Annotated in this window: 12 protein-coding genes and 1 pseudogene; 4 read left to right on the top strand and 9 right to left on the bottom strand. The window is 77.4% G+C overall.

Going from position 1 to position 12746, the window contains the following annotated elements:
- Window positions 1–56: 56 nt before the first annotated feature.
- The gene (locus KPF47_RS09925) at window positions 57–851 is read left to right on the top strand and encodes a hypothetical protein (protein WP_224388298.1); all 795 of its coding nucleotides are present in this window, start codon (window positions 57–59) and stop codon (window positions 849–851) included.
- A gap of 9 nt (window positions 852–860) precedes the next feature.
- Here the strand turns inward: KPF47_RS09925 and KPF47_RS09930 are convergent, their stop codons facing one another.
- Together KPF47_RS09930 and KPF47_RS40015 are read right to left on the bottom strand one after the other, a co-directional pair.
- A complete protein-coding gene (locus KPF47_RS09930; RefSeq protein ID WP_308015369.1) occupies window positions 861–1556 on the bottom strand; it encodes a LysR substrate-binding domain-containing protein in 696 nt (231 codons plus the stop codon).
- Window positions 1557–1659: 103 nt separating this feature from the next.
- Window positions 1660–1770: pseudogene (locus tag KPF47_RS40015) on the bottom strand (LysR family transcriptional regulator); the annotation flags it as partial.
- Between the two features lie 71 nt (window positions 1771–1841).
- Here KPF47_RS40015 and KPF47_RS09935 point away from each other — a divergent pair.
- Window positions 1842–3041, top strand: coding sequence for an FAD-binding oxidoreductase (locus KPF47_RS09935; RefSeq protein WP_224388300.1), 1200 nt, complete (start codon window positions 1842–1844; stop codon window positions 3039–3041).
- 7 nt (window positions 3042–3048) lie between these two features.
- On the opposite strand, the gene KPF47_RS09940 is transcribed toward KPF47_RS09935, so the two are convergent.
- Together KPF47_RS09940 and KPF47_RS09945 are read right to left on the bottom strand one after the other, a co-directional pair.
- On the bottom strand, window positions 3049–3723 hold the full coding sequence (locus tag KPF47_RS09940) for a response regulator transcription factor (protein ID WP_224388302.1): 675 nt from the start codon (window positions 3721–3723) through the stop codon (window positions 3049–3051).
- The gene (locus KPF47_RS09945; protein WP_224388304.1) at window positions 3720–4871 is read right to left on the bottom strand and encodes a sensor histidine kinase; all 1152 of its coding nucleotides are present in this window, start codon (window positions 4869–4871) and stop codon (window positions 3720–3722) included. Before KPF47_RS09945 ends, KPF47_RS09940 begins: the two co-directional genes overlap by 4 nt.
- A gap of 143 nt (window positions 4872–5014) precedes the next feature.
- Here KPF47_RS09945 and KPF47_RS09950 point away from each other — a divergent pair, with 143 nt between their 5' ends.
- Window positions 5015–6604 (top strand): alpha/beta fold hydrolase, encoded by a 1590-nt coding sequence (locus tag KPF47_RS09950; RefSeq protein WP_224388306.1) that lies wholly within the window; start codon window positions 5015–5017, stop codon window positions 6602–6604.
- Window positions 6605–6606: 2 nt separating this feature from the next.
- Here KPF47_RS09950 and KPF47_RS09955 read toward each other — a convergent pair whose 3' ends face one another.
- Together KPF47_RS09955 and KPF47_RS09960 are read right to left on the bottom strand one after the other, a co-directional pair.
- Window positions 6607–7140 carry a hypothetical protein gene (locus KPF47_RS09955; RefSeq protein WP_224388308.1) on the bottom strand — a complete coding sequence of 178 codons (534 nt, stop codon included), beginning with the start codon at window positions 7138–7140 and terminating at the stop codon, window positions 6607–6609.
- A gap of 70 nt (window positions 7141–7210) precedes the next feature.
- Window positions 7211–7936: a type 1 glutamine amidotransferase domain-containing protein gene (locus KPF47_RS09960; RefSeq protein WP_224388310.1), complete on the bottom strand. Its 726-nt coding sequence runs from the start codon at window positions 7934–7936 to the stop codon at window positions 7211–7213.
- Between the two features lie 209 nt (window positions 7937–8145).
- Between KPF47_RS09960 and KPF47_RS09965 the strand changes: the two genes are divergently transcribed.
- Window positions 8146–9015 (top strand): helix-turn-helix transcriptional regulator, encoded by an 870-nt coding sequence (locus KPF47_RS09965; RefSeq protein WP_224388312.1) that lies wholly within the window; start codon window positions 8146–8148, stop codon window positions 9013–9015.
- A 9-nt stretch (window positions 9016–9024) separates the two neighbouring features.
- On the opposite strand, the gene KPF47_RS09970 is transcribed toward KPF47_RS09965, so the two are convergent.
- The 3 genes from KPF47_RS09970 to KPF47_RS09980 all read right to left on the bottom strand — a co-directional run bounded on the left by KPF47_RS09970 (window position 9025) and on the right by KPF47_RS09980 (window position 12331).
- The gene (locus KPF47_RS09970; RefSeq protein ID WP_224388314.1) at window positions 9025–9951 is read right to left on the bottom strand and encodes a response regulator receiver protein; all 927 of its coding nucleotides are present in this window, start codon (window positions 9949–9951) and stop codon (window positions 9025–9027) included.
- A gap of 370 nt (window positions 9952–10321) precedes the next feature.
- The gene (locus tag KPF47_RS09975) at window positions 10322–11953 is read right to left on the bottom strand and encodes a carboxylesterase/lipase family protein (protein WP_224388316.1); all 1632 of its coding nucleotides are present in this window, start codon (window positions 11951–11953) and stop codon (window positions 10322–10324) included.
- A gap of 12 nt (window positions 11954–11965) precedes the next feature.
- Window positions 11966–12331 carry a hypothetical protein gene (locus tag KPF47_RS09980; RefSeq protein ID WP_224388318.1) on the bottom strand — a complete coding sequence of 122 codons (366 nt, stop codon included), beginning with the start codon at window positions 12329–12331 and terminating at the stop codon, window positions 11966–11968.
- Window positions 12332–12746 lie beyond the last annotated feature (415 nt).

Here is a 12746-nt window from a genome sequence, read left to right on the forward strand (position 1 = left end):
CTGCGTCACCCACGTGCCGGGTGTGCGGCGCCGGGCGGGCCGTTAGCCTGACCGCCGTGTCCTGTGCCTCCACGACCTTCGCCGTGTGGGCCTCGGCCTGGCTGGCCGGGTCCGCCGCACCCGACGACGTCCTCGACGCGCTCGCGCCGTGGTCGGAAGCGCACGACGTGCTCGCCGCCGACGACCTCACCGCCGCCGCGCCCGGGCTGCCCGGCCCCGGGGCGCCACCGACCTCGACGGCGCTGCTGCTCGCCGCCGTCCGGCGCGGTGCCCCGCGCGGGCAGGCGCGACTGGTGCTGCCCGCCCCCGGTGACGTGCGCGGGCTGCCCGGCCCGGGTCCGTTCTCCGACGCCGCGATCACCGCGGGCGAGGGTGTGCTGTTCCCGGACGCCGGGTTCGGGGTCGTGCCGTCGCCGATCGCCGACGGGGTGGTCCGCTGGACCGCGCACGCCGTCGCCGACCCGGGGCCGGTGCCCGAGTACGTGGCGCTCAACGAGGCCGAGCGGGAGCTGCGCGGCCAGGTGCGGGCCGCCGCCGCGGCGCTGACCGACCTGGGCGTGGCCCGGCACCGGCCCGGCGTCCGTGAGGAGATCGCGGCCTCGCTGCGCCGCCGCCCGCAGGCGCTGTGGCCCGCCGGGATGCCCCCGCAGGCGCTGCGCGTGCTGCAGCAGGCCGACGAGGTCGACGCGATCCTGTCCGCGTCCTCCGGCGACGAGCCGGGCGGCGCGCTGTCGGCGTCGGCGGCACTCGCCCGGTCCGACGCCCTGCGCCCGATCGCCACCGCGGTGCGGGTCGCCCGCCGTGCCGCCGTCGCCGAGGCCGTCCGGGTCCTGGTGTCGGTCCCCCGCTGAGCCCGCGCCCTACCGCAGCAGGGAGTCCAGCAACGCCCGCGCCGCCGGTCCGCCCGGGCCGCCCCGGCGCCACACGAGGTGCAGCCGGGTCCGGATCTCCGGGGTGATCGGGACGGCGACCGGGGGCCGGGCCAGCGCCGCGACGCCCGCTGCACCGAGCGCGGGCTCCGGCACCACGGCCACCCCGGCCCCGCGCGCGGCCAGCCGCAGCAGCAGGGTCATCGCACCGGACTCGAACCCGACCCGGGCGCTCAGCGACCGGGCCGCCAGCGCCGAGTCCAGCGCGGAGCGCAGCCCGTGCCCGCGGGGCAGACAGATCAGCGTCCTGGACGCCAGCTCCTCGCACGTCACCGCGGCCCGACCGGTGAACGGGTCGTCCGACGCGACGGCCGCCACCAGCGGGGACTCGACCAGCACCCGGCCGTCGAGGCCGTCGGGCGGGGCGTGCGGGAATCCCAGCACGGCGACGTCGAGACGCCCGGCACGCAGCTCCTCGACCAGGTCGTCGGTCGTCCCCTCCCGCAGGGACACCTCCAGCTGCGGGTGGGCGGCGGCGAAGTCCCCGACCGGGTCGGCGAGCACCGTGTCCGGCAGCGACGTGGCCATCCCGACCGCGACCCGGCCGCGCAGCAGCCCGTGCAGCGCGGCGACGGCGCCGCGGGCCTCCTCCACCGCGGCCAGCGCGGCCCGGGCGTGCGGCAGCACCGCCCGGCCGGCCTCGGTGAGCGTGGCGGCGCGCGGGCCGCGGTCGAACAGCGGCGCGCGGGCCGCGGTCGAACAGCGGCGCGCCGAGCTCGCGCTCCAGCCGGCGCAGCTGCGCGCTCACCCCGGGCTGCGCGACGTGCAGTGCGGCGGCGGCCGCGGTGACGGTCCCGGAGTCGACGACCGCGACCAGGTAGCGCAGGTGACGCAGTTCCATAACCGGAGATGCTAGCGACCAGACGATCCATCTCTTCGACTTCTGCCGGCTCCGGGACCAGGCTCGAGGCCATGACGAGCACACGCAGCTTCCAGACCGGGGTGGCCCACCGTCCGTCGGTCGTCGTCGCCGCCCGGGACGCGGACGACGTCGTCGCCGCGCTGGCCCGGGCCGGCCGCGACGACCTCCGGGTCACCGTTCACTCCACCGGCCACGGCCTGCGTCGCCCCTGCACGGACGGCCTGCTCCTCGACACCGCCCCGATGGCTCGGGTGACGGTCGACCCGCGCAGCCGGACCGCCCGCGCCGGGGCGGGCGCGACCTGGGGCGACGTCGTCGCCGCGGCGGCACCGCACGGGCTGCGCCCGCCGCACGGCAGCGCCCCCTCGGTCGGCGTCGCCGGGTACCTGTTCGGCGGGGGGCTCGGTCTCACCGTCCGCGCCGACGGCTGGGCCGCCGACCACGTCCGGGCGATCGAGCTCGCCCGGGCGACCGGGACCGTCCGGGTCTGCGCGGAGTCCGACCCGCGCTGCTTCGCCCGCCTGCGCGGCACCGGCCCGGACGACGGCGACGTCGTCACCGCGGTCCACCTCGGGCTCCTCCCCTCCGCGGGGCTGGTGGGGGGTGGGCTCGTGCGCGTCCTCGGCCCCGCGGACTCCCCCGGCGACCCGGCACCGCTGTACGCCTGGGCCGACTGGTCCGCGAGGCTGCCCGACGACGTCTCCTCCGGTGTGTCGGTGGTCGGCTACCCCGACCTCCCCTTCCTGCCCGCCCACCTGCGCGGACGCCGGGTCCTGCGGGTCGGGGTCGTCGGCACCGGGGGGACCGGCCGTACCGACACGCTGCTCGCGCCGCTGCGCGCCGCCGTCGCCTGGGACGACGACACCGTCGGTCCGCTGGACCCGCGCGACTCCGCGCGGGTGTACGCCGAGCCGGAGGTCCCGCACGCCTATCTGGGCGACGACGTCCTCGTCGACGGTCTCGACCGCGCCGGCCTCGCCAGGGTCGTGTCGCGGACCGGTCCGATGGTCGTGACCGGGATCCGGCACCTGGGCGGCGCGGCCGGGCGCCCCCCGGCCGTCGCCGACACCGTCCGCGGCCGCGACGCCGCCTACTGCGTGAACGCCCTCGCCCCGTTCGGCGACGACGTCACCGCCGCGTCCGCCTGGTCGGTGGTCGACGACGTCCTGGACGGGTTCTCCGGCCGGGCGACCACCGAGGGGACGCACCCGTCGTTCCGGTACGGGCCGCCCCGCCCGGGCACCGCCTGAGCGCGGGTCAGACCGGCGGGGACAGCCCGGCGTCGTGCACCAGCAGTGCCACCTGGACCCTGTTGTTCAGGTCCAGCTTGGTCAGGATCGCCGACACGTGGGTCTTCACCGTCGCCACGCTGATGTGGTGGCGTGCGGCGATCTCGGCGTTGGACCGGCCCGCGCCGAGGTCCAGGGCGATGGTGCGCTCGCGCTCCGCGAGCCGCTCCAGCCGTCGCCGGGCCGCGGCCCGGACGCTGTCCCGGTCGGTCTCGGCGACCCGGTCGATGAGCCGGCGGGTCACCTCCGGGGAGAGCACCGGGCGTCCCGCGGCGGCCTGCCGGACGGCGAGGACGAGCTCGTCGGGCGGGGTGTCCTTGAGCAGGAACCCCGCGGCACCGGCCCGCAGCGCGCGCAGCACGTGGGCGTCGGCGTCGAACGTGGTCAGCACGACGACCTGGGGCGCGTCGGGGCGGCGGCGCAGCGTCTCGGTGGCGGTGAGCCCGTCGGTGCCCGGCATCCGGATGTCCATCAGCACGACGTCGGGCCGGTGCCGCTGCGCCAGCGCGACCCCCTCGGCGCCGTCACCGGCCTCCGCGACGACGGTCAGGCCCTCGGCGCCGCGGAGCATCATCGACAGTCCGAACCGGACGACCGGGTCGTCGTCGACGAGGAGCACCGTGACGGGGTCGGAGCCGGTCATGGCGGCCACGGTAGCCGCATCCCGGTCCGCCACCCGCCGTCCGTGGTCGGACCGTGGTCCAGCCGCCCGCCGACCAGCGCGGCCCGCTCGGCCAGCCCCCGCAGACCCTGCCCGGCCCCCGGGCGGTCGGCGGCACCGGACCGGGCCGGTGCCGGGTTCGCCACCTCGACGACGAGGCCGTCCCCGGCGCCACCGGTGAGCGTCACCGTGACCGGGGCGCCCGGCGCGTAGGTGCGGGCGTTGGTCAGTGCCTCCTGCACCAGCCGGTAGGCGGTGCGGCCCGCGGTCTCGGGCACCGGCTGCTCCCCGCTGGTCACACCCGGCCCGTCGTGCAGGGTGACCGCGGTCCCGGTCCGGCGGGTCTCCTCGATCAGCTCCCCGACGTCGGTGATCCCGGGCAGGGGCAGCTCGCCCACCGGCGCGCGGAGCACCCCGATGACCTCACGCAGGTCCTGCAGCGCGCGGTGGGCGTTCTCCCGCACCACCTCCGCCGCGCGCGCGGTCTCCTCCGCGGGGGCGCCACGGTGGAACGCCAACGCCCCCGCGTGCACGCTGAGCAGCGACAACCGGTGTCCCAGTACGTCGTGCATCTCCCTGGCCAGCGCCTCGCGGGCCTCGTGCTGGGTGCGCTCGGCCCGCAGCGCCGCCGCCGACTCCGCCATCGCCGCCCGCTCCCGCAGCGACGCGAGCAACAGGCGACGGCTGCGCACCAGCAGCCCCCAGCCGAACACCGCCGCGTGCCCGGCCACGACCGCCCCGACCAGCAGCCACACCGGCGCCTCGGGCGCGGACCGCCACGAGAAGTACACCCCGAACGACGCCAGGCTCCCCGCGAACACCGCGGCCGACACCCGGGCGGGACACCGCCCGGCGACCGCGAACAACGCGACCAGCCCCGGGACCGACGCGATCTCCGAGACCGTGCACAGCAGCACGATCCCGACCCCGACCGGCAGCGGGTACCGGCGCCGCCACCACAGCGCGACGCAGGCGACCATCCCGACGGCCAGGTCGGCCCGCAGCAGCAGCTCGGGCTCCCCGCCCGGCATCACCTGCCGCAACCGGGCCGCGAGCAGCCCCACCAGGGCCGTCAGCACGACCGGCAGGCCGTCGACGACCCACCGCCGGTACGCCGGAGCCTCGGTCATGGCGCCGAGGCTAGGGCCCGCACCGGCACGGGCGCCTCCGTCCCCCGGACCGGACGCACTCATCCTTCGGACGGAGCCCGGGCGGGCGGACCGCTCCACCGGACCGATCCGCCCGCCCGGCCGGCCCCCGCAGGATCGGCCGCATGCCACCCCCGTACCGCGCCCTCCGCCCCCTCGCCGTGCTCGCGGCGGCCGTCGCCGTGGCCCTCACCGGCTGCGGCGCGGGCGTCCCGCCCGCCGGTCCCGCCGCCGACCCGCCACCACCCGGCCCCCTCGCCTGGTCCGACTGCGGACCCGGCCTGGAGTGCGGCACCCTCGAGGTGCCGCAGGAGTACTCCGACCCCGGCGGCCCGCGGATCGCCCTCGCGGTGATGCGCCACCGCGCCACCGACCCGCAGCGCCGCAGCGGCACCCTGTTCTTCAACCCGGGCGGGCCGGGGGTCGCCGCGACCGACACGCTGCGCGCGATGCCGTCGACCCCGGGGGCGCCGGGCACGTTCGGCCCGGAGGTGCTGGCCCGCTTCGACGTCGTCGCGATGGACCCACGCGGCGTCGGCGGCTCGGCGGGTGTGCGCTGCCGGACCGATGCCGAACGCGCCGAGGCCGCGGCCGACACCACCGCCGACCCCGCGATCCCCGGCGGTGCCCCGCTGCCCACGCTGCAGGCCCAGGCGGCCGCGCTGGCCGAGGGCTGCGCGCGGCACCAGGACCCGGCGTTCCTGGCGAGCCTGTCCACCGACAACGTCGCCCGCGACCTGGACCGGCTGCGCGCCGCGCTCGGCGAGCGGACCGTCACCTACTACGGCATCTCCTACGGCACCGTCGTCGGCCCGATGTACGCCACCCTGTTCCCGGACCGGGTCCGCCAGATGGTCCTCGACGCGCCGGTCGACACCACCCTGTGGGCCGGTGACCCGCTCGAGTTCCTCGGCGAGGTCGCCGTCGCGAGCGAGCGGACCCTGGACGCCTGGTTCGACGCCTGCCGCACCGAGGGGACCGCGGCGTGCCCGTTCGGCGACGACGACCCGGCGGCCGCGTTCGACGCGCTCGTCACCGCCCTGGAACGCCGTCCCGCCCCGGCGCGGGCGGTGGAGGGGCTCTCCCCCGCCGGCGTCGTCGACGGCGCGATGCTGCTGGAGGTCGCCCGCGCCGCGGCGGGCGACCGGACCCTCTGGCCGGTGCTGACGACGGCACTGACGACCGCGCAGCAGGGCGACGGCACCACGGCCCATCTGCTGTACCGCTCGCTGACGGTCTCGCCGTTCGGGGTCCCCACCGCGACCCAGGAGCAGCACACCGCGGTGCGCTGCGCGGACTGGGACACCCCGACCGACGTCGCGGCGCACACCGCGGCCGCCGAGCGGGCCGTCGAGCAGGCTCCGCGGATCGGCACCCGGGCGGCCTACAGCGCGCTGGCGTGCGCGGCCCTGGACGCGCCGAACACCGACCGGGTCACCGGGCCGCTGACCGGCGCGGGCGCACCGCCGACGCTGGTGGTGGGCGGCAGGCTCGACCCGGTCACCCCCCACCGGTGGGCGGAGCGGATGGTCGACACCCTCGACTCGGCGGTGCTGCTGACCCGCGAGGGCGTCGGGCACGGCTCCTACGGCACCGACCCCTGCGTCGCCGCCGCGGTCGGGTCCACCCTGATCGCGGCCACCGTGCCGCCGGCCGGGACCGTGTGCACCCCGCCGCCGGCGACCACCCGTCCCGGCGCCGCCCCGGTCGGCTGAGGTCAGCCGTGCGCGAGCAGCTTGACCACGATGACCAGCGCACCCAGTCCGACCAGGGCGACGACCAGCAGCACCCGCCGCCACCACGACAGCGGGGTCCGCCGGGCGGCCAGCACCGCGAACAGCGCCAGCACCAGCACCGTGACCCCGGTCGCGAGCTCCAGCGCGGTCGTGAGCTCGAGCAGGCCGGCCGCGGCGGCGGCCAGCAGCACGACCGGGGCCGCCGAGGCCTGGAGGATCTGGCCCGAGCTCCGCAGCGCCGCGACGAGCTCGTGGCCGCGGGGACCCGCACCGTGCACGGCGAGGTGGGCGACCACGTCGGACAGCAGGCTCGCCGCCCACAGGGCACCCGCGGCCACCACGACGTCGACGATCGCGGACCCGGCCGTGGAGCCCTCGCCACCGTGACCGAGCAGCACGAGCAGGGTCGACAGGCAGGACAGGGTGCCGTAGAGCCGCTCCCGCAGCACCGTCACCACGGCAGGGGCAGGGGCCCCGCCGTCGGGACGACGGCGGGAGGGGACACGCGCGCTCATGGCGCCGAGCCTGCCAGGCCCCGGCGACGGCAGGGCACCGCGGCCGGGGACGACCCCGGTGCCGCTACCGTCAGGCGTGGGCGGGGGCGCCGACGGTGTCCCGGTCGCGCAGGGCGGCGACGACCTGCTCGGCCATCGGGGTGCTCGACGCCGGGTTCTGCCCCGTGACCAGGTTCCCGTCGACCACGGTGAACGCCTGGTAGGCGGGGCCGCTCTCGTGCACGGCGGCGCGCTCCCGCAGCCGGCTCGCCAGCAGCCACGGGGCGCCGTCGGCGGTGCCGAACAGCTGCTCCTCCTCGTCGGTGAAGGCGGCCATGCGGCGGCCGGCGTAGAGCCAGCGCCCGTCCGGGCCGGTGGCGCTCAGCAGTCCGGCGGGTCCGTGGCAGACCGCGCCGACGATCCTGCCGTCGCCGTCGACCCGCGCCAGCAGGGCGCCGAGGTCGGGGTCCCGGTACAGGTCGACGAGCGGCCCGTGCCCCCCGGGCAGCACGACCGCGTCGTAGCGGTCCGGGTCGACGTCGGCCAGGCGCAGCGGTGTCCCGAACTCGCGCAGGGCGGCCTCCGCGACCCGGACGTGGTGCGCGCAGTCCGGGCCGGCGACCGCGGGGTCGGCGCTGTGCCGGTCCAACGGCTGCAGCACCCCGCCCGGGGAGGCGAACTCCACGGTGTGCCCGGCCGCGACGAACGTCTCGTACGGCGCCGCGAGCTCCTCGGCCCAGTACCCCGTCGGGTAGGCGGACCCGTCCGTGCGTTCCCAGGTGTCGGCTGCGGACAGGACGATCAGGATCCGGCTCACTGTGGTGCTCCCTCGTTGCTCGATGGCGGTACGCCGCCGGCGACCCGGGGCGTGCACCCAGCCTGGTGCCGGTACGGGCCGTCCGGGCGCCGCTACCGGGCCCTGTGCGACCGGGGTCCCCGCCGACCAGGACCCCGCCGACCAGGACTCCGCCGACCAGGACTCGCAGGGCCAGGTCCGCCGGGGCCCGATGGACGACACTGGCCTCCATGGCCGGGAACAACCGTGAGCTCGCCGACTTCCTGCGCCGCGCCCGTGGCCAGTGCGACCCGGCCCGCGCCGGGCTGCCGGCCGACGGCCGCGTCCGCCGGGTACCGGGACTGCGCCGGGAGGAGGTCGCGCTGCTCGCCGGGGTGTCGTCGGACTACTACGCACGGCTGGAGCAGGGCCGCCGGATCGTGCCGTCCCCCGCGGTGGTCGAGGCGATCGGGCGTGCCCTGGAGCTCGACGGGGCCGCCCGGGCGCACCTGGCCGACCTGATCGGGCTGGGCTCGGCCGCACCGCGGCCACGGGCCCGCGAGGTGCAGCGGGTGCGCCCCGGTCTGCGCCAGCTCATCGACGCCCTCGACGGCGAACCCGCCCTGCTGCTCGGGCGCCGGATGGACGTGCTCGCCGCCAACCGGATGGCCGCGGCCCTGTTCGGGGACTTCGAGCGGTTCCCCGGTCCGCACCGCAACTACGCCCGCTGGATCCTGCTCGACGCCGAGGCCCGCGCGTTGTTCGAGGACTGGGAGGCGCAGGCCCGGGCCGCGGTGGAGACGCTGCGGCTGGAGGCGGGACGCGACCCCGGGGACCGGGCGACCGTCGCGCTCGTGGCCGAGCTGCGCGAGGAGAGTCCCGAGTTCGGTCGCTGGTGGCAGGAGCACCGCGTGTACCAGCGCACCCACGGGTCGAAACGGCTGCGCCACCCGGTCGTCGGGCCACTCACCGTGGAGTACGAGACGTTCGCCCCGCCCGGTGACCCGGACACCACCCTGTTCGTCTACACCACCGCGGCCGGGTCGCCGTCCCGGGAGGCGATGGACGTCCTGGCCAGCTGGACCTCGACCACCCGACGGGCCGGCCACCCCGGGAGCTGACCGGCGGCCTCATCCACGGAGCGCCGTCGCGAGAGCGGCGAGGTCGTCCGGGTGCATCCGGGCCGGTGCCGGGGGCCCGGCGCGCAGCCCGTCCCGCTCGGCGGCGAGCGCGGCGCACTCCCGTCGGGCGTCGTCGAGCCGCCGGGTCAGGTCCTCGACCGCGTCCCGGGCGGCGGCGTGCTCCGCGCGCAGCCCGTCGGCGACCGTGCGGGCCTCGTCCAGCAGCTCCCGCTGCGACGTCAGCCGGCTGCGCTGCTCGACCACGGTCTCGACGAGCCCGGCACGGTCGGCGACCACCGCGGCCCGGTCGTCGGCCAGCGCCGCCAGCTCCGCGCTCACCCGCTCCCGGTCGCGGGCGGCGACGTCCGCGCGGCCCAGCGCGGCGTCGCGCTCGTGCTCGGCGGTCCGGGCGGCGAGTACCGCCGCCTCCCGGTCCCGGGTGGCCGTCGCGGCGGCCACCCGCGCCTCGCGGGCGTCGGCGACGGCCTCGTCCCGGGCGGCGACGGCGGCATCGCGGGCGGTGACGGCGTCGACGGCCTGTTGCCGGGCGGCACCGAGGGCCTCGGTCGCCGCCAGCGCGGTGGCGGCGGCCTCCTCCGCGCGGGTCACCGCCTCGGCCCGCTCCTGCCGCGCCTCGGCGGCGGCCCGCTCCGCCTCCCGGGCGCGGCGCTCGGCGGCCTCCCGCCCGGCGTCTGCCTCCTGCCGGGCGGCGTCCGCCTGCGCCGCTCCCGCGCGGGCCGACTCCGTCGCCGCCAGCGCGTCGCGTTCGACCTCGTCCAGCCGGTCCAGCACCGCGGTCAGCGCCCCGGACAGCTCCGCCACCGGCCCGGCGAGCGCCCCCACGTGCTCGCGCAGCCGGTCCGCGTCGAGCGCGAACGCCCCGGTCCCGGCGTCCAGGCCGAGGGTGCCGAGTGCCTCCCGCTCGGCGCGGGCCATCTGGGCGCACGTCCTCCCCTGCTCCCACCGGGTGTCCCGGCAGAACGACCGCGGCCGGCCCCCCTGCGGCCCGGGTGGGGGCAGCTCCGCCCGGCACCGGCTGTATCCGCACCGCACCACCGTCTCCGTCACGGTGGACACTCTACCGGTTCGGATTGAACAAACTGTCTACAGGTTTCGAGTATATCAACCACAACGCATTCTACACGGGATAATGCAGAGAATCCCGGCATACCGTCGACGGCAGGCGCTGGTGGTCGACCGAGCGGACGGCGAGCGCGGACGACGAGGGGCGCCGCCGCGCACGAGCCCCACCACCGGTGAGCGGCCGCGCGACGTCGACACCGGTCGCCCGCCGGAGGCGACGGCGCTACCTCCCGAGACCGGCCCAGAAGGCGCAGTGGTGCCGGGCCGCAGGATCGGCCCGGGTGGGTCGTCCGGGGTCGGCGGTGAAGACGTGCACGGCCGAGGTGAGGCCGTGCCATGCCGGCCAGGCACCCGGACCGGTCGGTGGGGCACCGGTGCGGGCGAACGTGGTCCACGCGGCGATCATCGTGTCGGCCACCTGCCGCTGGACCGGGGTGAGCATCTGGACCGAGCCGTCGGCCCGCACGGGCTTCCCGGGCTGGTCGAACAGGTAGAACAGCTCCGAGGCGTGCGTGGCCCCGGCGGTCGTCCCGGTCGGGTCCGGGATGGTCGGCGGCGCGGTCGGGTCGGCGAACTCGTAGCCGAACACCGGTCCGCGTGTGGCCAGGGCGGCGGTGGTGTCCAGCTGAGGACAGACGTACCCGGAGTCGGTGTGGACGGCCGTCCATGCCGAGGCCGCGTCGGGGTAGGAGGCGAGCGGATACTCGCCCAGAACGGCGTCTGCGTCCTCCCCGAAGCCGGTGGCGATCAGTTCCGGGTAGGCCGCCGCGGTGACGGGCTGCCCCAGCAGGGCGAAGAGGTTGGCGATGAAGCGCTGCTCGTCGGCGGTGTGGCCGGACAGCACCGGGACGTCGGCGAACCGCCCTGAACGCAGGGCGTCGCGGGGATCGACGGGGAGGGTGCTGTCACCGGTGGCGGCCGCGGTGACCGGAGTGGGCTGGGCGAGCAGCCTGTCCGCGGGTACGCCTCGCAGACAGGCCAGCCGAGTCGTCGGATCGGTGCAACCCAGGTTCTCGGCCACGGAGATGCCGGTGCGCCGGGCGTGCGCCATGGGCCTCCAGAACGCCCCGAAGGCCGGCGAGCCGGGACCGGCGGCACCAGCGGCGAGGGTCGTGCCGCAGGAGCCGCTCTGCAGGATGGCCTTGTCGAACAGTCCTCGCGCAGCGGGTGAGGTGAGCTGCCCGCACACCGCCACGGCGCCGCCCGACTGCCCGAACAGCGTGATGTTCGCGGGGTCCCCACCGAAGGCGGCCGCGTTGCGCCGGACCCAGGCCAGGGCGGCCTGCTGGTCCTGGAGCCCGTAGCTGCCGGGGTCGATCATCCCGGGCAGGGCGAGGTAGCCGAACGTCCCGAGCCGGAAGTCCACGGTGACGACCACGACGTCGCCCTGGGCGGCGAGGCGCCGCGGGTCGTGGTCCGAGCCGGCGCCGGTGCTGAAACCGCCTCCGTGCAGCCACACCATCACCGGGCGCGGCACCGCAGCCGGTCGCGCCGGGACGGTGACGTCGAGGTGCAGGCAGTCCTCCTCGACCTGCGGGCCGGCCGGTGGCGGCGCGGACTGCGCGCACGGCGGTCCCGAGCGGTCGGCGGCGCGCACCGCGCTCCACGGGGTGACCGGCACGGGCGGTGCCCAGCGCAGCTCCCCCACCGGTGGCTGGGCGTAGGGCACCCCGCGGAACCGCACCACGTCGCCGTCGGCGACGCCCTGCAGAGCACCCGACGCGGTCTGCACACGGGTGGGATCGCCGCCCGGGTCCTCGCCGGGGCCGGCCGGGGAGCACGCAGCCGCGACCCCCACCGTCATCGCCACGGCGACCAGCCCGTTCATCAGGCGCCGTGCCGTACGCCTCGCCATCGTGTCGCCGTCTCAGACGGACAGGTGCGCGGCCGCGAGGTCCTGCCGGACCGCCTTGACGATCCGACGGAACCGACGGCCGAGCGTGATCATCAGCCACGGCCCGGCACCGGTCGACGCCATGGCCCCCGTCATCGCCGCCCCGACCGTCTCCTGGTCGAGCACCACGCGGTCCGCGTCGGGTCGGACACGGACCCGGACCCGCAGCCGCTGCGAGGTCGGCAGCGCGGCGTCGCGCACCGCGGCATCGCCCTCGCTCGCGCGGGCCTGCCGGTCGCCGTCGGGCTGCCAGGTGAAGTCGCGCGACTCGAAGGTCGCGCGGACGACCTGCAGCACCTGCTCGGGAGCGGGCCCGGGCCTGATCCTGATCTTCGTCATCGGTGCACCTTCCGACGTGGGTCCCGACTTCCAGCCGATCACGGCCCGTCCGGCCCGTGAAGATCTCCAAGGTCTCGACGCGGCTCACCACAGTCCGCCGCGCGATCCCCCGACGTCGGTGGCGCGGGTCGAACCGCACCCGCTCGGGTCCGGCGTCATGGCCCGTCCGCCGCGTCGACGGAGACGTGCGCCCATCCCGACGGCGTGACCCCGGCCCGTCGGAGATCGCCCGCCGGACCTGCGCCCCACACGACGACATCCCGGCGGGCGGGCTGGACCCGACGCCGACGACCGCCGACCCGTGCGGACACGCAGCGAGGAATCCGTGCGTCGACCGCTTCCCGACGCGACGCCGGGTGGAGCCGGCCCGGCGCACGATGCACAGACGTCGTGTCCAGCGCCCGGGATCATCGGC

Source organism: Pseudonocardia sp. ICBG1293 (assembly GCF_020131355.1).
In the GTDB taxonomy this organism is placed as follows: domain Bacteria; phylum Actinomycetota; class Actinomycetes; order Mycobacteriales; family Pseudonocardiaceae; genus Pseudonocardia.

Coding starts and splice junctions, on each gene's coding strand:
- KPF47_RS09940 (WP_224388302.1), bottom strand. CDS start 3,723: ATGACCGGCTCCGACCCCGTCACGGTGCTCCTCGTCGACGACGACCCG.
- KPF47_RS09965 (WP_224388312.1), top strand. CDS start 8,146: ATGGCCGGGAACAACCGTGAGCTCGCCGACTTCCTGCGCCGCGCCCGT.
- KPF47_RS09945 (WP_224388304.1), bottom strand. CDS start 4,871: ATGACCGAGGCTCCGGCGTACCGGCGGTGGGTCGTCGACGGCCTGCCG.
- KPF47_RS09970 (WP_224388314.1), bottom strand. CDS start 9,951: ATGGCCCGCGCCGAGCGGGAGGCACTCGGCACCCTCGGCCTGGACGCC.
- KPF47_RS09950 (WP_224388306.1), top strand. CDS start 5,015: ATGCCACCCCCGTACCGCGCCCTCCGCCCCCTCGCCGTGCTCGCGGCG.
- KPF47_RS09955 (WP_224388308.1), bottom strand. CDS start 7,140: ATGAGCGCGCGTGTCCCCTCCCGCCGTCGTCCCGACGGCGGGGCCCCT.
- KPF47_RS09980 (WP_224388318.1), bottom strand. CDS start 12,331: ATGACGAAGATCAGGATCAGGCCCGGGCCCGCTCCCGAGCAGGTGCTG.
- KPF47_RS09935 (WP_224388300.1), top strand. CDS start 1,842: ATGACGAGCACACGCAGCTTCCAGACCGGGGTGGCCCACCGTCCGTCG.
- KPF47_RS09975 (WP_224388316.1), bottom strand. CDS start 11,953: ATGGCGAGGCGTACGGCACGGCGCCTGATGAACGGGCTGGTCGCCGTG.